This window comes from Moraxella bovis, assembly GCF_025985205.1.
GTDB lineage: Bacteria > Pseudomonadota > Gammaproteobacteria > Pseudomonadales > Moraxellaceae > Moraxella > Moraxella bovis.
This window is the reverse complement of the sequence record NZ_CP087840.1, coordinates 1,448,679-1,467,664: the sequence shown is the minus strand read 5'-3', so window position 1 is coordinate 1,467,664 and position 18,986 is coordinate 1,448,679. Positions and strand designations below refer to the sequence as shown.

The window sequence follows — 18,986 nt, the reverse complement described above, 5'->3', positions numbered from 1 at the left end:
GTTATACACTCGCAAGATTGATAAACGTCTTTTTGAGTATTGTTATTTTTTTGAGTATTGTTATGAAAATCAAATCTTTACTAGCCCCCACCCTAACTGCCATTGGGCTTAGTATGGTACTTTCCATGCCAGCCACTGCATCTGCCCAAACTTGCAAAGTTACCGACCCAACAGGCACCCCACTAAACGCCCGTGCCACGCCCAATGGTAAAGTTATCGGACAAGTCAAAAACGGCACCACCGTCTATGTCTCAGAGTATGATTATGATGACAAAGGACGTCCATGGGCATTGGTGTTTAACGCCAAAACCGACCGATACATCGGCTGGGTGTTTCGTGAGTTTATCAGTTGTTATTAATTGAAGTGCTTTTAAAAATTTGGCTCTGGTTCAAAAAGTATGCTACAAAGAAAACAGTTCATGGCGATCTTGGGAAACCTAACGGTTTTCCTACCCGCAGGCAGGCTCAGGGCGAACGGAAAACCTAGTTCAGCATACTTTTTAGACTACTACCAAAAATTTTTGCAAAAAATACTTGACTTGATGACAAAATCCTATATAATACCCACCCATACAGCAAACGCTGACACGCGGGAATAGCTCAGTTGGTAGAGCACAACCTTGCCAAGGTTGGGGTCGCGAGTTCGAATCTCGTTTCCCGCTCCAAATTTTAAAAAGTCCAAATCAAAAGGTTTGGGCTTTTTTGTTGGTTGAAATCAAGGGTTCGATGTTTTATAACCAACAAACCTTGAAACAACACCAATTATCCCCATATCTCCATCACCATTCACCAATCACTACTTATATGGCTTATTCACTAGAAATCAGACAAAAAGCCTTGGCTTATGATGACAAATGCAAGAACATTGACCTTGTTATAGAAGCTTTTGGTGTATCAAGACACACCGTGTTTCGTTGGAGACGACAACTTAAAGAAACAGGCAATTTGTCTTGTAAAAAACCAAAAACCTGATTGCTCCACTCATCTACAACAATACAATGACAAGTGCTTTGCAGGACTGTCAATGATGGCTTTAGAGATGGGCAAAATCACAGGGTCATCAGTCTGCCTATCTCGCCTTAATACATCATTCATCAAAAAACGATGAATGCGTCCATTGCCGTCTGCCAATGGGTGTATATAGACAAAACCAAAGGCAATGACTGCACTTCTGATTAAGGGAGATTGCCCTTTTGTACTTTCAAAAAATGTATTTAGACCCGCTAATTTTAATGGGACTTCCTCATAATTTGGAGCGATATAATGCACAATCTCTTTGGCGTGGCGATAATTGCTCTCGCCCACAAATACAGGCGACTGTCTTAGCCTAAAATGTTTAATACTAAGGCTTTTGCCAATAATTTCCTGTTGAAGTGCAGCCAGCCTCTCACCTGACAAAACAATTTCGCCTTGTCCGATTTGTTCTGCCATCACTCTGGCAAATCGCTCAATGCGACTTTCTTGACCGCCCTTTCCCTCAATGGTAAAGCTGGCACGACTTTCACGCAACGTAATCCATACCGAAGCACGCACCAACAAATCCTCGCCAAACTCCTGCCTAAGCTGTGCCAAATACTCCTTAATATCAAAGGCAATGGCGGATAATAGCATTGGTGTTTTGACCACCATCGGAGCAAAGTCCTTAGTACCTGCGATATTATTGTTCACTCGCCAGCGACTGTCTTTAATGGGGGTATTTGCCACCACCACTTTATCGCCATCTAAGACATCGACATAGCCACCGCCAATGTCAGACGGCGTATCCAAACGCTCATCTGTCAGCCATTCATATAAAAAAGCTGCTCTTCTGGCGTAGCGACCTGTTGGCTCGGTATTAACCTATTCTTGGATTAGTCTGCCATCTATTTTGTGAAATAATCTTGCCAAAAATTCCAGGCTGGGTATTTCATTTTTTAGATAAAAGGTAAGATGAGCTACCACATCATTGCCCAAGCGAGTGCGAGCAGGATAGATTTCTTGGGTATAATGCCCCTCTGTAAGCGTGCGACGGCTTTTGCCAATTTGACTTATCACATAAGGCTTTATCCATAAGGGTATACCAAAATGATAAGATAGCCACAGCATACCCAGCATATCTTGTGGGTCTGTGGCTTGGGTGATGATTTGTGGGTGTATTGAAGTCATTAATAATTACTCAGCTATCATTTTGACGATTTGTGGCAAATTTTAGCACAAAATGATTTTAAGTGATACAAAACGATAATATCTAGGGGTATTTTGTGCATTTTGATTATGCAAATTGCCCAACAACTTGAATTTTGTTAATACAGACGATATACTGTGTTAATCAAAAGTTAATACATTTAAGATAGGGTCAAAAATGAGCACACCAGACAAAAATAAAAGCTTTACCATCAAAATAAAAGCTTTACCATCAGAGTCAATGAGCATTTATTAAAAGCCTTTCAAGAGGCTGCCGCTGCCAACGACAGAACATCGGCATAGCTGATTCGTGATTTTATGAGAGAGTATGTCAAGAAAAATTGCCACAGTGAATTAAAGTTTTAGTAAAAACACCAAAGAGGTTTCTCTTTGGTGTCTACATTGGCGACATCTAGCAAATTAATATTCCACAAACTCATCAATTACCCAGCTTTTATCCTTGGGGTAGTAAACAATGCAGTTTTCGGTCAATTTATTATTTATCAGAGAAATGGGTTTATAGTCGCCATTGGCATTTTGTTTGGCACTCGTCCAAAAAGTATGCTATAACAAAAACTAAAAAGACAACTTGCACAAAAGTTGGTAATTTACGGTTATGAAGACATAAATTACCATTACTTGCCCAAGTTGCCTGTCGGTTAGTATAAAGAAAATGGCATAGAAAGCTATGGCAAACAGAGCTATTTTTGCAAAGATTGTCATAGACAGTTTGTTCATCATTTACAGCTTACTGACAAAGGTTATCAATCTCACATAGATGGCAAAATACGCTTAATGTCAGCTTGTGGTTGTCGTATTGCTGACATTGTGATACTTGAACAAGTCAGTAAGGGTAAAGTATTTAGCGTGCTTGCAAACAGTAATCACCAAATCAAACCAAGACAAAAGCATTACAATACCTTAAAGATAGATGAGTTTTGGACTTACGTGGGTAACAAGAAAAACAGGCTCTGGTTCAAAAAGTATGCTAATAAGAAAACCGTTCGTGGTGAGCTTGGGAAACCTAACGGTTTTCCTACCCGCAGGCAGTCTCAGGGCGAACGGAAAACCCAGTTCAGCATACTTTTTGGACTACTATCAATTACTCAATCGGCTTTAAAGGTTGTACCACATCGGCATTTTGCCCACGATGACGCAAATAATGGTCAAGTAGGACAATGGCAAGCATCGCCTCGGCAATCGGTGTGGCTCGCACGCCCACACAAGGGTCATGACGACCTTTGGTAATCACGCCTGTCGCCTCGCCGTCTAGGTTTATTGTCTTGCCTGCGGTGGTGATACTGGCGGTCGGTTTTAGGGCAATGGCGACACGAATGGTCTGCCCGCTACTAATCCCACCCAAAATCCCGCCTGCGTGATTGGCGCAAAAGCCCTCAGGGGTCAACTCGTCTCGGCTTTCATGTCCAAACTGCTCGGCAACGCCAAAGCCATCGCCAATCTCCACGCCTTTGACGGCATTGATAGACATCATCGCATGGGCAATATCGGCATCTAGGCGGTCAAAAATCGGCTCGCCTAAGCCCACAGGGACATTTTCAGCAAAAATCTCTAATTTCGCCCCACAGCTTGTGCCTTGTTCGCGCAAAGACGTAACCAATTTTTCAAAGCGTGGTATAGCGTCAATATCTCCGCAAAAAAACGGGTTTTGGTTTACAATATCCCAATCGAGCTTCTCAGCTTTTTCGGTGCCGATTTGGGTAACATGACCACGAATGATAACACCCAAGCGTTCTTTTAAATACTTCTTGGCAATCGATCCTGCTGCCACACGCATGGCAGTCTCACGAGCAGACGAACGCCCGCCACCACGATAATCCCGAAAGCCGTACTTCATCGTGTATGTGTAGTCAGCATGATTAGGGCGAAAAGTCGTGGCGATGTTGCCATAGTCTTTGGATTTTTGGTCGGTGTTGCGAATGAGTAGTCCAATCGGTGTGCCTGTGGTACGCCCCTCAAACACCCCAGAGACAATCTCCACCACGTCATCTTCTTTACGCTGAGTGGCGAATTTGGACGTGCCGGGTTTACGGCGGTCAAGTTCGGCTTGCAGATCCGCCTCGCACAGCGCCAAATTGGGCGGTACACCGTCCACAATCGCCATAAGTCCCGTCCCATGAGACTCGCCACAGGTGGTTACGGTGAAAAGTTGTCCTATTGTGTTGCCTGACATAGCTAATTCCTTAATTTTGTAGCATTGTTAGTTGATTTAAAAGGTCTTGATTTAAGAAATGTCACAATCAGTCTTGCAGACCTGTTGCAAAACATCCCTTAAGTCTTTTTGAAAATCTTCTATATTGTGATTTTCCTGAACATATTTGATTGCTTGTATTGATAGGTGCTGACGGTTTTGTTCGTCTGTCATAAGCTTTCTGATTGCATTAACATACAAATAAACTTTATCAAAACCATCACCTAACACATCACCGACATAAATACCAAATTTAATAGTTAAATCATCAGGATTGCGATTACTTACGATTAGTGTGCCATACGATAAAGCTTCTAAAAATGAAATGGGCAACGCTTCATGAATGGAGGTATTTACCAAAATTTTAGCGTCTTTTAAAAAGTTGGTTTTGTCATCACCTTCGACATGCCCTACAAAATGTAGATTTGAAATTTGTTGATACTTTGCAAAAATTTCTTTATTTTTATCTGATTCACGAAAAGTTTGACCAAGTACATAAAATTGATATTCTGGCAACTGCTTAGCAATTTCACAAAACAGCCAACCACGTTTCACTGATTCTAATCTGCCCAAAAAGATGATTTTGTTTTGTTTTTGGTGGTTTTTAATATCAAATTCTTTATTTATTTCTATGGGATTTGGCAGGTGGGTAATATCAGTATTTCTATCAAGAGAATATAAATCAATGGCTTTTTGATTTAAAAAATGAGCCTGAGATATGAAACGAACACGACCTTGTTTATACCAATTATGCACCAAATCATAGATGGTTTGATTGTAATAACAGGTCTCTGTAAAAAGTTTTACAGTATTTATCTCATCCCATTCATACACGGGGCGTGGGTCTTGAATCCATAACACTAATTTTTTATTTTTATTTGTTTCATTTTTAAGTACATAATCATCGGTAAGTTCTATGCTAAGATAAGCATCATAATTTTTTATGGCAAGCCATCTTTGTGCAAACCAAGCTCTTTTTGGCAATCTATAAACATTGATATTATCAACAATATGATGTTCTGCTTTGAAACGGTGCGAGTTACTTTTTCCCAGTAAAACATCAATTTCACAAAATTTTGAAAGGTGTTTTACAACAAGATGTCTAGCTAAAAAACCATAACCACCAAAGGCGGTGCCTGCCCCACCAAAATATTCATCAACAATTAGACCAATTTTCATGATTAATCCTAAATTTCTTCTCTAAGCATTTTTGATAATACTGATGTTTTTTCAATTTGATTTAAATTTATATTTTTAAGCATTTCATTGTATAAATGAACTGCTAAGGTTCTTTTTGTACAAATATCAGATAATGTTAAATCTTTTTCTAATAATAATCTAATACAGTGATAATGTACAGGATAAAATATATCAATTGGTTGTGCTAAATAACCTAAATTAAATTCTTTTACGTAATAAGTAATCGCTTCCGGACCAATGACACCCCACGGCATATGTGATATATGTTTTGCAATCCCAAACATCTTCTTTATTTTTAATCTTTTTTGTGCTTTGTTGGAATACCAAGGTGGTATAAAATTAGAATCATGGCTGATTTCAATCAGTTTATTAAGTAATAAGCTGTTTTTTGGTAAGGCTAAGACCGCACCATTGATTTTATTATCATCTTCATAACCAAATAAATAGCCATTATCTGGTATTGTAATGGGCTTTGTGCAATAAACATCACAATCTACATAAATACCATCTACTTTATTTAATAATTCATAACGAAATATATCTGAAAATAAGGCATAGCTACCCGTTTTCTTATGTTTTATGATTTTGTTTTTTGGAATAATCAAATTAGCGTCAGCAAGTTGTACGCCTTTTGGCAGGTCATTAATATCATTATAGGTGTGCAAATACACCTGATGCCCCTGTGCAACAAAAGATGATAGACAGCAATGGGATAATTGCCCTAAATTAGAGCCTATCCATAAGGCATGAATGGTTGGTAAAATAGTGTTTAGCATTATAATTGTATTTTCCTATCTAAAATCCACAGTCTCTCTTGCAATCTTAACAGCAATACGCTCAAATCTTTTATTGATTTTTTGAGATAGGGTTAATCTTGGTTTTGGCTTTGGTTGGTCATTCATACGAGAACGTCTCTCTTGTTCTAGTGTGCTTTTAATTTTTCCTGATTGCTGAGGTCGGTCGCTCTGTATTGATAAAGCAGGGGTCATTTGATAAATAGGTAGATTGTATTTAAATATCGCTATTTCAAACATAATATGGTCAATTGGCTCAGCATTGATTTTAAATTGTTCGGTAATAACATGCATGAGTTTGTCAATCATTGATTTGTGAATAATATAGCCAGCTGTCCCCCAATTAAACTCTTTTAAGGGTTTGATATGTCTACCATAAATCTCACTAATACTTTTTCCAAGTATTAGTTTATCCAAATAATGCTCAATTTTTATTAATTCACAATCACTGGGAATCCAATCACTATTCCTTAAAAACAAATGAGCATTTTTGCCCAAATACACATCATCTTCAAAAACTACAAGATAATCCAAATTATCATCTATTGCTTTTTGCCACAAACATAAATGACTAAAACAACAAGCCAATTCACCCTTGGTAAGATTGGCATCTTGGATATTGATGTCAAATTTATTTACTAATTCATCCACATCGTTGGGTGTAACTGCATCAAAAAATTCAAATATAATACCTTGTTTGCCGAATTCTTCTGCGATGTGCTGACGGCGTTCGGTGGCAGTGGTCAGGCTGATAACGTAGTTTTTCATAATGACATTTTATAGAAAATGTGATAATATTATCCAATAAATACTATTCTGTCAAGCTAAAAAGTGGTTTTGGTAGTATTGGGTGTTATTAATTGAATGATTTTTTTTACAAAAATTATGTAATATAATGCTATGATAAGTTTTAAAATTAGGTGATTTATGAAAATTTTACATGTATTATTAACACGTCTTGCCATTCCGCCAAAAGATTATGGTGGTACGGAGCGTGTGATTTGGGCTTTGGCGATGGCACAGCGTGAAATGGGGCATGAAGTGCGTTTTTTGACCAAAGCCAATCCCAACAATAACCCAGATGTACAACTGTATGATAAATCCAAGCCAATTCATGAGCAGATAGATGATTGGCCAGATGTGGTGCATTTTCATTGGCCGTATGATGGCGAGCTTCATAAGCCTTATATTTGTACTGAGCATAGCAATGCTGAGCTTGCCAAAGAGTATCCGATTAACAGTGTATTCTTATCGAGTAAGCATGCTGAAAATCATGGGGCGACTTGTTATGTGCATAATGGACTGTATTGGGCAGATTATAGCGAGCCAAATTTGACTACATCAAAAGACTATGTGCATTTTTTGGCAAAAGCAGCGTGGCGAGTTAAGAATCTACAAGGTACGGCAGAGATTGCCAAACGGGCGGGGAAGAGGCTAGAAGTGATTGGCGGTAAGCGTTACAATTTTTCTCGCAACCCATACTTTTACCTGTCATCACAGATTGGCTTTAATGGCATGGTCGGTGGTCGTGCCAAAGATGAGCTTATCAAAAACTCCAAGGGACTGATTTTCCCTGTACTGTGGCATGAACCATTTGGGCTTGCCATTATTGAGAGTATGTATTTGGGTTGTCCTGTGTTTGCATCGCCCTTTGGTTCACTGCCTGACATCATCAGTCATGATGGCTTGGGCGTTCTGTCGGACAGTTATGGTGAACTTGCTGATGCTCTAAAACAAGTGGATAGCTATGACCGCAGGGTCTGCCACGAACACGCCAAGACATATTTTGGGCATGAAGCCATGGGACGAGCTTATCAGGCGTGTTACGAAAAAGTCATCGCAGGTGAGACACTAAACCCAACACGTCCCAAATCTTTTGGCAATGTCAAGGCGTTATTGACGATGAGAGACTAGCTGTTATGATGATTAAAAGGGCAAAGAGTTTTTGCCCTTTTTTCATTTAAACTCAACCACTTGACCAAAAATCTTGAGTCTTGTTTTGTGAATGAAGCTGTTGAACTCTCGCATGATTTTTTGGGGTAGGGTGCGATGGGGTTTTTTAAAGTAATGGGTTTGTCGGTGCTCGTCAAGAGTACTTTTTAATGATAGGTTGCCTTGTTTATGGATAAACTCTTGAATACACAAGGCGGGTGTTAATTGCAAGACGTCTTTTTTGTTTAGAATTTGAGCAAATAAAATATCATCAATCGCACTGATTTGTGCTTGGTGTTGTGATTGGTATTTGATAAGCTCAAACAGTGCCACAATGCACCGCTTGGAGATGATATAACCGCCCGCTCCATAGTGGGCGGTGTTTAAGGTGTAAAGCTGTCTGTCCTGTACTGTCTTGGGGTCAGATAAATGCACGGAAGTGGCAAAGGTTTCTAATTTAATTACATCAAAGCCATTAGGCAACCAATCATCACAAATTAAAAAAGCTTGTGCATTATTGCCTAAATATATATCATCTTCAAAAATTGCAATCCAATCTAAATCATCATCAATCGCCTTTTGCCATAGACATAAATGGCTTAAAAAACATGCAATCTCGCCTGATGACAAATTCATTTTGCTGATGTCTATACCAAATTGTTTGGCAACGGTGTCAATGCATGGGGGTGTGATTGCATCAAAAAATTCAAATACAATGTTTTGTTTACTAAATTCTTCTGCGATGTGCTGACGGCGTTCGGTGGCAGTGGTCAGGCTGATGACGTGATTTTGCATGGTTGGTGATGATGCTTGTTTTGATTTAATTGCCATAATATCAAATACTTATTAAAGGTATAGCTTGACGAAGCTCCTGCGTGTAGCACGCCGTATGCACCGCCTAACATACCGCCACGAATAACATATTCTCTTGAAAATGAAAATAAAGCGTGCGATATGACACTACCAAACTTTGTTTTTTTGCCACGTGCGGATTTGTCTCTTGCCCAATCATCGCTGTAACGAATATTTTTTTGGACGAAGTGAGCGAAATCATCATTAGTCAGATGTAAAAGATAGCCAGATAAATTTTTAATGGTGGCATTTTTGGTATCTAGCGATTCGTGAACTTCTAAGTCATTGTATTGATAGTGTGAATTAGCATACAGTCGTGCTAAATTGTCAGCATACCAAAAACGTTTTAAAACTTCTACTCCACAGAATAGATTGACCCTAGGTAGAGCAAAAACCATGTGTGTTTGTGGTGGCTCATGCAGGATTTTAGTGATACTGTCTCTTAGGCTGTCATCAAGTCGCTCATCAGCGTCCAGCACTAGCACATAATCGCTCGTGGCATAGGATTGGGCAAGCTGGCGTTGTTTGCCGAAACCTTGCCAGTCGGTATTGACGTGCCATTTTGCCCCATATTGTTCGGCAATCTTGCGAGTATCATCGGTGCTACCGCTATCTAGGACAATAATTTCGTCTACCAAATCATGCACCGTATCAAGACACGCTTTTAGGTGTTTAGATTCGTTTTTGCAAATCATGACAAGCGACAACGTGCTTTTTTTGTTTGTTAAGTCAATAGAGGCTAGGCTTTTGGCAAATTCTACCGATTTTAAAAATGCTTGCTCGGCTTGATTGTGGGTCAAATCATACAAAATGGCGTATTTGTTAAAAGTGTATTGGGCAAATAAACACGAATAAATCAACCCATATTTGCCTTGCAAAAAACGTCCGTCCAAAAAGTATTGGCGGATAAATTGCCAAATGGGGTTACTGATGATTTTAAATAGGCTGGATTTTTTGCCTTTTTGGTGTTTTTCGTTCGCCCAAGTTTTGGCGTAGCTTAAACGTTTTTGTAGTAAAAACTCTAAGTCTGGGGCGGTGTGATGATGTAAAAATCCCGATAACACCTGGGTTTTGGCATTGGTAGTATCAAGCGATTCATGCACCAATAAATCATTAAAGCCAAATTGTTTGGGAAACAGTCGCCAATAAGCCTTCACGCTCCAATAAGGGTTGTCAATTTGCCTGCCCGCAATAAAATCAAGTCGTTTTAGCCCATATACCGTATCATTTGGTGGATTTTTGATGACTGTCAAAATACTCTGTTTTAACTCATCGGTAATCTCTTCGTCAGCATCAAGTGCTAATATCCACTCGCCTGTGGCATAAGATTGGGCGAACTGTCTTTGTTTGCCAAAGCCTTGCCAGTTGGTATTAACAAACCATTTTGCCCCATATTGCTCAGCAATTTGTCTGCTATTATCGGTGCTACCGCTGTCCAAAATGATAATCTCGTTTGCCAAGCCATCTAAGGCAGGTAAAGAGATTGCCAGATTGTGCGCTTCGTTTTTGATAATCATCACCACAGATAATGAATAACTCATCGCCAATACTCCACAATCCAAGGTGTTGGCAATACCTTGCGATACCATTTACAACTTCGCCCGACAATGGCATCAGGGGGATTGACCTCACCGTGAAAAATCACCATTTTGGCATTTTTGGGCAATATCGGAGCTTTAAAAAAGCTCATTGGAAAAGGCTGAACACACTGATATTTAAAGCTCACACACCAACTGGCGTCCCAATATTCCAAATGATGATGTTCACGCAGATAATTGGACAAAAACGCCTGTTCGTGGCGAACCTCCGAGCGGATTTTTTCAAAATTTTGTTCAAAATCGCTAAGCAGGTTCGGATAAGTATTTTGCCCCACTTTAAAGCGATAGACCGAACTATTACCGACCATTCGCCACGGTTTTTTCCAGTCTCTAATAATCATCACGCTATCATCAAACTGTGCCTGATGAGTAAAAAAGCAATCAATATTATCAACAATAACAATATCAATATCCAAAAAAAGTGCCGTACCTTTTAAATCATAAAGCTTTGGTTTAAAGGTGGTGAGTTTTTTCCAGCCTCGCTCTGGAATATTATCAGGTAAATTTAAGGCAGGAATGGGATAGCATTTGACATTGTCATCAATGCCTGTGCTATCGTCCGTCAAGCACACCATTTGAAAATCAAGGGTCAAATGGCGTTTTACCATATTATACAGGCGATTGACGTACTCGGCACCGTATTTGGTTCCCCATTTCATACAAATCACATAGCGGTTGTCGGTCATGGATTTTCCTTGTTTTTGTCTATTTTATAAGATTTTATTTGGGCGTGCAAATCATCAAAAGGCAACAGATAGGGATTTTCCCCAAAAGGCGTGGTCTTAAATCGCCGATAGCCCCACATATAATGAGCAAAATGCTTATTTATCATCATCTCCATACTATTATTTAGGGTGGTGGTGGCGATAATGTCGTTTTTGTCGTACAAATTGGGGTCGGTCAAATCATAACAAAATATCTCAAATCCATCCTTGCCCTTGATACACGCCAAACCAACCAACGCACAGCCTGTTTTTTGGGCAAGCTTGGTGGTGAGTGTGCCTGTCATGGTGGGAATGCCAAAAAACGGGACGATTTCTCCACCATTTTTGTCAGGGACATGGTCGGGCAAAATCACGGTAAATCCGCCTGATTTTAAGGTCTTAAAAATTGCCTTAACGCCTGTGCTATCGGTGGGGACAAGCGTGGCGGAAAGTCGTTCACGACCGCTTAGGATAAATCGGTCAAGGCTGGGATTGCCAGACGGCTTGTACATAATCGTCAAATCGCCAAAACCGCACAGCCATGCGTTCATCATCTCCCAAGTGCCGATGTGTGGCGCCACTAAAATCAGCCCCTTAGGATTGGCAAAACCACGCTCCAAAATCTCACGATTATGCACCGTTTTGATTTGGGCGATAGACCACTTTGGGGGCATTGCCCAGCTTTTGGCACTGTTTAGGGTGCTGGTAAGCTGATTTTGTAGTATGGTAAAAGCAAGCCTGTCTCGCTCGTCCTTATCCATAAAAGGGCGGACTAGCATGAGATTGGTGCAAATACTGCGATAAATACTGGCATTTGACCATTTGGCAAGATAAGACGCAAAACGAGCCAATGCCCCCAATAAGGACATTGGCACGAATTTGATAAGATTAAGCATAAATCACAAGTCTATGATTATTCAGCTTTTTCTTTTTCACGCACACGAATGCCAAGCTCACGCAGTTGCTTGTTATCCACGCCAGCAGGGGCTTCGGTAAGCGGACATTCTGCTGTTTTGGTCTTAGGAAAGGCAATGACATCACGAATGGAGCTTGCCCCTGTCATCAGCATTACCAAACGGTCAAGACCAAATGCTAAGCCACCGTGGGGCGGAGCACCGTATTTTAGGGCGTTGAGCAAGAATGAGAATTTCTCTTCGGCTTCGGCTTCACTAATGCCTAGTGCTTCAAAAACTGCCTTTTGCATGTCTAGGGTGTTGATGCGCAGTGAGCCACCGCCAATCTCTGTACCGTTTAGCACCATGTCATAAGCGATAGATAGGGCGGTCTCTGGGCTGTTTTTCATCTCTTCTACCGTGCCTTTTGGGCGGGTAAATGGGTGGTGAACTGATGTCCATTTGCCGTCATCGGTCTCTTCAAACATCGGAAAGTCCACAACCCACAAGGGAGCCCATTCTGATGTAAGTAGGTTTAAATCATGACCGATTTTAACACGCAAGGCTCCCATCGCATCATTGACGATTTTGGCTTTGTCAGCACCGAAGAAAATGATGTCGCCATTTTCGGCACCTGTACGGCGGATAAGCTCGACAAGCACGTCATCAGTCATATTTTTGATGATGGGCGATTGTAATCCGCTTTCTTTATCCACGCCGTTGTTAATGTTGGATACATCATTTACTTTGATGTACGCCAAACCTTTTGCCCCATAAATGCCGACAAATTTGGTGTAGTCATCAATCTGGCGACGCGTAATCTCACCGCCTTTTGGAATGCGTAGGGCAACCACACGCCCTTTGGGGTCTGTCGCAGGGGCGGAGAATACTTTAAATTCCACGTTTTGCATGATGTCCGCCACGTCCACAAGTTTTAATGGAATACGTAAATCAGGCTTGTCGGAGGCGTAATCACGGATGGCTTCGCTATACGGCATACGCTGGAATTTGTCAAATTTTACGCCCAACAGTTCGTCAAATAGCTTGACGGTCATGCCTTCCATTAAGTCCATGATGTCGTTGTCATCAAGGAACGATGTCTCAATGTCAATTTGGGTGAACTCTGGCTGACGGTCGGCACGCAAATCTTCATCACGAAAGCACTTGGCGATTTGATAATAACGGTCAATACCACCCACCATAAGAAGCTGTTTGAACAGCTGTGGCGACTGTGGCAGGGCATAAAACTCGCCATTAGACACACGGCTTGGCACAAGGTAATCCCTTGCCCCTTCTGGGGTGGCACGAGTTAGGATGGGCGTTTCAACGTCCAAAAAGCCATGCTTGTCTAGGTAGTTGCGGATTAGGCTTGTAACCTTTGAGCGAAAACGCAAGCGGTCAAGCATTTCAGGACGGCGAATGTCAAGAAAGCGGTATTTTAGGCGTAGCTCTTCTGAGACGTTGCTAAAATCATCGTTTAGTGGAAATGGTGGCGTTTCGCTGGTGGCAAGGGTTTCAATTTCTTTGGCAAGAAGTTCAATTTGACCGCTTTTCATGTTGGGGTTTTGGGTGCCTTCGTATCTTTTACGCACACGCCCTGTGATTTTTAGGATAAATTCAGAACGTGCGTTATCAGCGGTGGCAAAGGCTTCTGGCGTGTCGGGGTCGATGACGACTTGCAACAGTCCATCTCGGTCTCTCATGTCCAAGAAAATCACGCCCCCGTGGTCTCTTCGGCGGTGCACCCAGCCGACAACGGTAATGGTTTGGTCAATGTAGCTTTCGGTAACACTACCGCAATATTCTGTGCGAATTGCCATAAATTTGCCTTTTGAAAGTTGCTTTAAATTTTAAAAGTAAAATGGTTCAAACCTGCTATTATGCCTTTAAAATGCAATTTGGGCAAGTTTTTTTGTAAAAATTTGTCAAAGTGGCATAAGCGGGCAAGTAGCTCCTTTGTTTGGTTTTTGCGTTTGGTTTTTTGGAATTATTCTTGGAAAAAAATTGGCACGTTTGGGACGATTTTGTGTTACAATTAATCTTTTTGACTGATTTTTGATGATTGACTGCTGTCAAGTTTTGCCCACAAATTACCCAACCCAAAAAGGAGCGTGATGGACACCCTAAATATTTTGTACCTTGTCTCGGCGGTGCTGATTTTTGTAAGTATTATGACAAGCCAGTTATCGGCTCGTTTGGGCGTGCCTTTGTTGTTATTCTTTTTGGGCGTGGGTGTGTTGGCAGGCGAAGAAGGGATTTTGGGGATTGAGTTTGAGCAGTATGCCCTTGCCAATTTTATCGGACAAGCTGCCCTTGCGTGCATTTTGCTTGATGGGGGGCTTAGAACGTCCCTTAATTCGTTTCGGGTGGGGCTAAAACCCGCCGTTACCCTTGCTACTTGGGGCGTTGTGGCGACTGTTTTGACGCTTGGGGTTTTTATTGCCTATCTTTTGGGGGTGGACTGGCGACTTGGGCTGTTGATTGCCGCCATCGTGGGCAGTACCGATGCGGCAGCCGTTTTTAGCCTGCTTAGAAATGGTGGGGTTAAGCTCAACGACCGTGTGCAAGCAACGCTTGAACTTGAATCGGGGGCGAACGACCCCTTGGCAATTTTGCTTGTTACGGTCATGATTGCCCTAAACCTTGACCCCGAAAGCCAAACAATCTGGACGATTTTGTCGCTACTTGCCACCCAAATTGGCGTGGGGCTGGTCATGGGCGTGGTGTCGGGTTTTGTGCTGTCAAAACTGCTCCCCAAGGTGCATTTGGCGGACGGTATGTATGCCATTTTGATTATGTCAGCAGGCATGGCGGTGTTTGGGGCAACCAACCTGCTAGGCGGTTCGGGATTTTTGGCGGTATATTTGACAGGCGTGGCGATTGGTAATACCAAAGTGCGTGCCACCGAACACGTACTTCGGGTCATGGACAGTTTTGCGTGGCTATCGCAGGCGGTGCTGTTTGTGGTGCTGGGGCTACTGGTTACGCCATCTAGTCTTTTGCAAGTGTGGCATTATTCTTTGATTGTGTTTTTGTTTTTGTTGTTTGTCGCTCGCCCGTTTGCGGTCATGACAAGCCTTTTGCCTTTTGGATTTAATTGGCGTGAAATTGGCTTTATCTCGTGGGTGGGACTGCGTGGGGCAGTGCCGATTACCCTTGCTATTATCCCGATTATGATGGCAGTTCCCCAAGCCAATTTGGCATTTAACATCGCCTTTGGGCTTGTGATTTTGTCGCTACTTGCCCAAGGGGCGACCATTCCCTTTATGTCCCGAGCCTTTGGGGTGTGGGTGCCAACCGATAGCGAGCCAAAGGCGGAGCATGAGATTTGGGTGGGCGACCATGCCAATATTACGCTTTATGAATTTGAAGTGGGTAAGGGGGCGTTTGCCGTGGGGCGACACCCTGTCAATATCTCAAGCCGTTTTAATGCCAAGGATGTCAATTTGTTTGCGGTGGTACGAAATGAGCATTTGCTTGTTGTCAATGACGACACAGCATTGCGGGCGGGCGATGTGGTGTGGTATGCCATGAGTGGGGATAATGCCAACTCTGTGGCAAAGATTTTTAACAATTCTGCCACCCAATACCAAAAAACAAGCGAGTTTTATGGCGATTGGCTGCTGTCTCCCCACATCAAAATTGCCGATTTGCCGTTTTTTAGCGGTGGGCAATCCTTACTCAAAACCGACCGATCCAGCACGTCCAAATCCACCAAAAAAATGCCCTTTGATTTTTTTGAAGTATTTACCCCACCCAAATCAACGCTTGGCGGGATTGATGATGAGTTGATTGAGATATTTGATAAGCACAAAAATGAGACCATCGAAGAGTATATGCTAAGTCATTTCCATGCCGAACCTGTCAGTGGCGATAAGGTGCGACTCAATGACCACTGGAGTCTTATTGTGCGTGATGTGGACAATCGGGGCAGACTGCGTGGCGTGGGGCTAAAAAATACGGTCAAAAAGGAATAAGGGGCTTTTAAAACGCCAAACAAACCCCATTTTTTTAAAATTTATCAATAAAGGTAAAACCATGCTATTTCATTCATCAAAAAAACCCACCGAATTGTCCATTATTCATCTTAATAAGCTCCAAGACAAACGCCAAGGGCAACTAAAAGACGCTCTAAAAAACAGCCAAAAAGACGACAAAAAATGCGGTCTGTTTGGCAAATTGTGCAAAAAAGCCAAAGACAAAGCAAAAGACAAAAAAGACAAGACAGACGACAAAAGTAAGAGTAGTGATAAAAGTGTGTTTGTGCTAGATTTTGACGGCGACATTAAAGCATCTGCGGTGGCTCATCTGCGTGAAGAGATTAGCGTGATTATCAGCTCGGCAAAATCAGGCGATGAAGTGCTGGTACGCTTAGAGAGCGGTGGCGGACAGGTTAATGCTTATGGTTTGGCAAGCTCGCAATTGGCTCGCCTAAAAGAGGCGGGGCTTACGCTAACTGTCTGCGTGGATAAAATCTCGGCAAGTGGTGGCTATATGATGGCGTGCGTGGCGGACAAAATTATCGCCAGCGACTTTGCGGTCATCGGTTCGGTGGGTGTAGTAAGTCAGCTCCCCAATTTTCATGAACTGCTAAAAAAGCACAACATTGGCTATGAGATGTTCACGGCAGGCGAGTACAAGCGTACCGTTACCATGTTTGGTGAAAATGACGATGAAGACCGTGCCAAGCACCAAGCGGACATTGACCGCATTCATGAGTTGTTTAAAACCTTTGTCAAAACGCACCGCCCAAGCCTAGATGTGGAGAAGATTGCCACAGGCGAGATTTGGTTTGGGCAGGACGCTTTGGATTTGGGGCTGATTGATGAGATTGGCACGTCTGATGCCTATGTGCTAGAACTAATGAAAGAGCATGACGTCTTTGTATTGCATACCCGCACCAAGCCGACTTTGGCAGAAAAATTGGGACTGTCTGAGCAGGTGGGCGTAAAGATGGGTGAGATGGTCGGACACATGATGTCATCGGTGGGCGAACAGCTTGCCAAATATCAACGTCCTTAAAGAGTCTTGCAAGTGATTGAATGTACACATCATTTTACTTAAAATTTTGATAAAAATGGTGTAAAATAAGCCATTCAACTTTTTAAAAGCGGACAATGGTTGTTCGCTTTTTTATTGATTTTAACGTGTGATTTGGGTTATTTATGAAAAAACTAGAAGAAGCCTTTGCCAAAGCCGATAAATTCGGACGAGTGGTTGCCAATAAATTTAGTAAAATCAAAGATTTAAATGACATTCGTGGTATCGGTCAAGGCAAAACGGTGCTGATTACAGGGGCAAGCTCGGGGCTTGGGGCGATGATGGCAAAGAAATTTGCCTTTTTGGGGTATGATTTGGCGATTTGTGCCAGACGACTTGACCGCTTGGAGGCTCTAAAAACCGAGCTAGAAAAAGAATTTGGTATTAAAGTCTATGTGCGTACGCTGGATGTTACGGCATATGATGATGTGTTTGCCGTGTTTGAAGAGTTTGCCAAAGACGTGGAAAATGACGGCGGTACGCTTGACAAAATCATCGTGAACGCAGGCGTGGGCGACAGTCGCGTGATTGGGCATGGGCGATTTGCGATAAATCGTGCCACCGCCGAGACCAACTTCATCTCCGCCCTTGCTCAGTGTGAATCTGCCATGCAAATATTCCGCCGTCAAAATAGCGGTCATTTGGTTGTCATATCCAGTATGTCTGCGGTGCGTGGACTGCCAAGACATTTGACGACTTACGCTGCTGCCAAAGCAGGACTTGCGGCTCTTGCTGAGGGGATACGTGCTGATACGATTACTGAAAAATTGCCGATTACGGTGTCCACCATTTACCCTGGTTATGTGCGTACCGACCTAAATATCGGGGCAAAATATCTGCCCTTTGAAGTCGAAGAAGACGAAGGGGCGGACGTGATTGTCAAAGCCATTGAAGCCAAAGTAGATGAAGCCTATGTCCCTGCGTGGCCGTGGCTACCGATTGGGCTGGGCATGAAATATTTGCCATTGCGACTGATTACCAAATTTTTGTAATTAAAAGGTGTGGATGGTTTGCATTTTATCCCAAAGCACAGTAATATAGGTTATCCCTTTATCAATAAATAGGAGTGCGTATGAGCAGTCAAATTACCTTAGGTGGCAATGCCGTTGATGTGGCAGGTGAGTTTGCCAAAGTGGGCGAGACGGTCGCTGATTTTGTCTTAGTGGGCAATGATTTGGCGGACGTCAAATTGTCCGATTTTGCAGGCAAACGCAAGATTTTAAACATTTTTCCAAGCATTGACACAGGCATTTGTGCCACGTCTGTGCGTGTATTCAACCAAAAAGCAAGCGAGCTTGATAACACCGTAGTACTGTGCATTTCGGCAGATTTGCCCTTTGCTCAAGCCCGTTTTTGTGGGGCAGAAGGGCTTGACAATGTTAAAACTTTGTCCGCTTTTAGAAATGATGACATCGCCAAAACTCTTGGCGTTACCATGACATCAGGAGCATTGTCAGGGCTAACTGCTCGTGCGGTCATTGTGTTAGATGCTGATAACAAAGTATTGCATAGCGAGCTTGTGCCAGAGATTAAGAGTGAGCCCGATTATGATAAGGCGTTGGCATCTTTGGCTTGATTTATTTGGTTTGCTCAAAAAATAG

At 42.2% G+C, this 18,986-nt stretch carries 18 protein-coding genes, 1 tRNA gene and 1 pseudogene; 9 read left to right on the top strand and 11 right to left on the bottom strand.

Annotated features, from left to right (window positions below; translation table 11 throughout):
- The first annotated feature begins 62 nt into the window (after positions 1-62).
- From LP107_RS07245 to LP107_RS07235, 3 genes are all read left to right on the top strand, one after another.
- The gene (locus tag LP107_RS07245; RefSeq protein WP_078273235.1) at positions 63-359 is read left to right on the top strand and encodes an SH3 domain-containing protein; all 297 of its coding nucleotides are present in this window, start codon (positions 63-65) and stop codon (positions 357-359) included.
- Between the two features lie 230 nt (positions 360-589).
- A tRNA-Gly gene (locus LP107_RS07240) sits at positions 590-665 on the top strand.
- Positions 666-804: 139 nt separating this feature from the next.
- Entirely contained in the window at positions 805-972 is a 168-nt protein-coding gene (locus tag LP107_RS07235; RefSeq protein WP_158079588.1) for an IS630 transposase-related protein, read from the top strand.
- 9 nt (positions 973-981) lie between these two features.
- Here the strand turns inward: LP107_RS07235 and LP107_RS07230 are convergent, their stop codons facing one another.
- Together LP107_RS07230 and LP107_RS07225 are read right to left on the bottom strand one after the other, a co-directional pair.
- Positions 982-1,767, bottom strand: a complete 786-nt coding sequence (locus LP107_RS07230; protein WP_078273232.1) for a Fic family protein — start codon at positions 1,765-1,767, stop codon at positions 982-984.
- 72 nt (positions 1,768-1,839) lie between these two features.
- Positions 1,840-2,145 (bottom strand): hypothetical protein, encoded by a 306-nt coding sequence (locus LP107_RS07225; RefSeq protein ID WP_078273231.1) that lies wholly within the window; start codon positions 2,143-2,145, stop codon positions 1,840-1,842.
- Between the two features lie 646 nt (positions 2,146-2,791).
- Between LP107_RS07225 and LP107_RS14600 the strand changes: the two are divergent.
- Positions 2,792-3,138 (top strand): annotated as a pseudogene (locus tag LP107_RS14600) (IS1/IS1595 family N-terminal zinc-binding domain-containing protein); the annotation flags it as partial.
- A 127-nt stretch (positions 3,139-3,265) separates the two neighbouring features.
- Here the strand turns inward: LP107_RS14600 and aroC are convergent.
- Genes aroC through LP107_RS07205 form a run of 4 tightly spaced genes read right to left on the bottom strand, consistent with a single transcriptional unit; the run spans position 3,266 to position 7,134 of the window.
- Positions 3,266-4,354, bottom strand: coding sequence for a chorismate synthase (aroC, locus tag LP107_RS07220; protein WP_264676275.1), 1,089 nt, complete (start codon positions 4,352-4,354; stop codon positions 3,266-3,268).
- Positions 4,355-4,405: 51 nt separating this feature from the next.
- Complete coding sequence (locus LP107_RS07215) at positions 4,406-5,551, bottom strand: glycosyltransferase family 4 protein (RefSeq protein WP_112742235.1); 1,146 nt, start codon at positions 5,549-5,551, stop codon at positions 4,406-4,408.
- Between the two features lie 8 nt (positions 5,552-5,559).
- Complete coding sequence (locus tag LP107_RS07210; RefSeq protein WP_078274772.1) at positions 5,560-6,348, bottom strand: glycosyltransferase; 789 nt, start codon at positions 6,346-6,348, stop codon at positions 5,560-5,562.
- 15 nt (positions 6,349-6,363) lie between these two features.
- Positions 6,364-7,134 carry a glycosyltransferase family 25 protein gene (locus LP107_RS07205; RefSeq protein WP_112742236.1) on the bottom strand — a complete coding sequence of 257 codons (771 nt, stop codon included), beginning with the start codon at positions 7,132-7,134 and terminating at the stop codon, positions 6,364-6,366.
- A gap of 159 nt (positions 7,135-7,293) precedes the next feature.
- Between LP107_RS07205 and LP107_RS07200 the strand changes: the two genes are divergently transcribed.
- On the top strand, positions 7,294-8,280 hold the full coding sequence (locus tag LP107_RS07200) for a glycosyltransferase family 4 protein (RefSeq protein WP_078274770.1): 987 nt from the start codon (positions 7,294-7,296) through the stop codon (positions 8,278-8,280).
- 42 nt (positions 8,281-8,322) lie between these two features.
- On the opposite strand, the gene LP107_RS07195 is transcribed toward LP107_RS07200, so the two are convergent.
- Genes LP107_RS07195 through aspS form a run of 5 tightly spaced genes read right to left on the bottom strand, consistent with a single transcriptional unit; the run spans position 8,323 to position 14,165 of the window.
- Positions 8,323-9,129 carry a glycosyltransferase family 25 protein gene (locus LP107_RS07195; RefSeq protein WP_078274769.1) on the bottom strand — a complete coding sequence of 269 codons (807 nt, stop codon included), beginning with the start codon at positions 9,127-9,129 and terminating at the stop codon, positions 8,323-8,325.
- Positions 9,069-10,691 carry a glycosyltransferase family 2 protein gene (locus tag LP107_RS07190; RefSeq protein WP_264676276.1) on the bottom strand — a complete coding sequence of 541 codons (1,623 nt, stop codon included), beginning with the start codon at positions 10,689-10,691 and terminating at the stop codon, positions 9,069-9,071. The genes LP107_RS07195 and LP107_RS07190 overlap by 61 nt, the downstream gene beginning before the upstream one ends.
- The gene (locus LP107_RS07185; RefSeq protein ID WP_078274768.1) at positions 10,688-11,434 is read right to left on the bottom strand and encodes a glycosyltransferase; all 747 of its coding nucleotides are present in this window, start codon (positions 11,432-11,434) and stop codon (positions 10,688-10,690) included. Before LP107_RS07185 ends, LP107_RS07190 begins: the two co-directional genes overlap by 4 nt.
- Positions 11,431-12,348, bottom strand: a complete 918-nt coding sequence (locus LP107_RS07180) for a lysophospholipid acyltransferase family protein (RefSeq protein ID WP_112742237.1) — start codon at positions 12,346-12,348, stop codon at positions 11,431-11,433. The genes LP107_RS07185 and LP107_RS07180 overlap by 4 nt, the downstream gene beginning before the upstream one ends.
- 17 nt (positions 12,349-12,365) lie before the next feature.
- Positions 12,366-14,165: an aspartate--tRNA ligase gene (gene aspS, locus LP107_RS07175; RefSeq protein WP_112742238.1), complete on the bottom strand. Its 1,800-nt coding sequence runs from the start codon at positions 14,163-14,165 to the stop codon at positions 12,366-12,368.
- A 294-nt stretch (positions 14,166-14,459) separates the two neighbouring features.
- Between aspS and LP107_RS07170 the strand changes: the two genes are divergently transcribed.
- From LP107_RS07170 to tpx, 4 genes are all read left to right on the top strand, one after another.
- Positions 14,460-16,322, top strand: a complete 1,863-nt coding sequence (locus LP107_RS07170) for a potassium/proton antiporter (RefSeq protein WP_078274765.1) — start codon at positions 14,460-14,462, stop codon at positions 16,320-16,322.
- Between the two features lie 61 nt (positions 16,323-16,383).
- Positions 16,384-17,367 carry a protease SohB gene (gene sohB / locus LP107_RS07165; RefSeq protein ID WP_078274764.1) on the top strand — a complete coding sequence of 328 codons (984 nt, stop codon included), beginning with the start codon at positions 16,384-16,386 and terminating at the stop codon, positions 17,365-17,367.
- A gap of 143 nt (positions 17,368-17,510) precedes the next feature.
- Entirely contained in the window at positions 17,511-18,377 is an 867-nt protein-coding gene (locus LP107_RS07160) for an SDR family oxidoreductase (RefSeq protein ID WP_078274763.1), read from the top strand.
- Between the two features lie 80 nt (positions 18,378-18,457).
- Entirely contained in the window at positions 18,458-18,961 is a 504-nt protein-coding gene (tpx, locus tag LP107_RS07155) for a thiol peroxidase (protein ID WP_078274762.1), read from the top strand.
- Positions 18,962-18,986 lie beyond the last annotated feature (25 nt).

What these genes read in the sequence shown, in the direction of transcription:
- LP107_RS07195 (WP_078274769.1), bottom strand. Translation starts at nt 9,129, where the DNA reads ATGGCAATTAAATCAAAACAAGCATCATCACCAACCATGCAAAATCAC.
- aspS (WP_112742238.1), bottom strand. Translation starts at nt 14,165, where the DNA reads ATGGCAATTCGCACAGAATATTGCGGTAGTGTTACCGAAAGCTACATT.
- LP107_RS07210 (WP_078274772.1), bottom strand. Translation starts at nt 6,348, where the DNA reads ATGCTAAACACTATTTTACCAACCATTCATGCCTTATGGATAGGCTCT.
- LP107_RS07185 (WP_078274768.1), bottom strand. Translation starts at nt 11,434, where the DNA reads ATGACCGACAACCGCTATGTGATTTGTATGAAATGGGGAACCAAATAC.
- LP107_RS07200 (WP_078274770.1), top strand. Translation starts at nt 7,294, where the DNA reads ATGAAAATTTTACATGTATTATTAACACGTCTTGCCATTCCGCCAAAA.
- LP107_RS07190 (WP_264676276.1), bottom strand. Translation starts at nt 10,691, where the DNA reads ATGAGTTATTCATTATCTGTGGTGATGATTATCAAAAACGAAGCGCAC.
- LP107_RS07170 (WP_078274765.1), top strand. Translation starts at nt 14,460, where the DNA reads ATGGACACCCTAAATATTTTGTACCTTGTCTCGGCGGTGCTGATTTTT.
- aroC (WP_264676275.1), bottom strand. Translation starts at nt 4,354, where the DNA reads ATGTCAGGCAACACAATAGGACAACTTTTCACCGTAACCACCTGTGGC.
- LP107_RS07215 (WP_112742235.1), bottom strand. Translation starts at nt 5,551, where the DNA reads ATGAAAATTGGTCTAATTGTTGATGAATATTTTGGTGGGGCAGGCACC.
- LP107_RS07235 (WP_158079588.1), top strand. Translation starts at nt 805, where the DNA reads ATGGCTTATTCACTAGAAATCAGACAAAAAGCCTTGGCTTATGATGAC.
- LP107_RS07160 (WP_078274763.1), top strand. Translation starts at nt 17,511, where the DNA reads ATGAAAAAACTAGAAGAAGCCTTTGCCAAAGCCGATAAATTCGGACGA.
- LP107_RS07205 (WP_112742236.1), bottom strand. Translation starts at nt 7,134, where the DNA reads ATGAAAAACTACGTTATCAGCCTGACCACTGCCACCGAACGCCGTCAG.
- LP107_RS07180 (WP_112742237.1), bottom strand. Translation starts at nt 12,348, where the DNA reads ATGCTTAATCTTATCAAATTCGTGCCAATGTCCTTATTGGGGGCATTG.
- tpx (WP_078274762.1), top strand. Translation starts at nt 18,458, where the DNA reads ATGAGCAGTCAAATTACCTTAGGTGGCAATGCCGTTGATGTGGCAGGT.
- LP107_RS07225 (WP_078273231.1), bottom strand. Translation starts at nt 2,145, where the DNA reads ATGACTTCAATACACCCACAAATCATCACCCAAGCCACAGACCCACAA.
- LP107_RS07245 (WP_078273235.1), top strand. Translation starts at nt 63, where the DNA reads ATGAAAATCAAATCTTTACTAGCCCCCACCCTAACTGCCATTGGGCTT.
- sohB (WP_078274764.1), top strand. Translation starts at nt 16,384, where the DNA reads ATGCTATTTCATTCATCAAAAAAACCCACCGAATTGTCCATTATTCAT.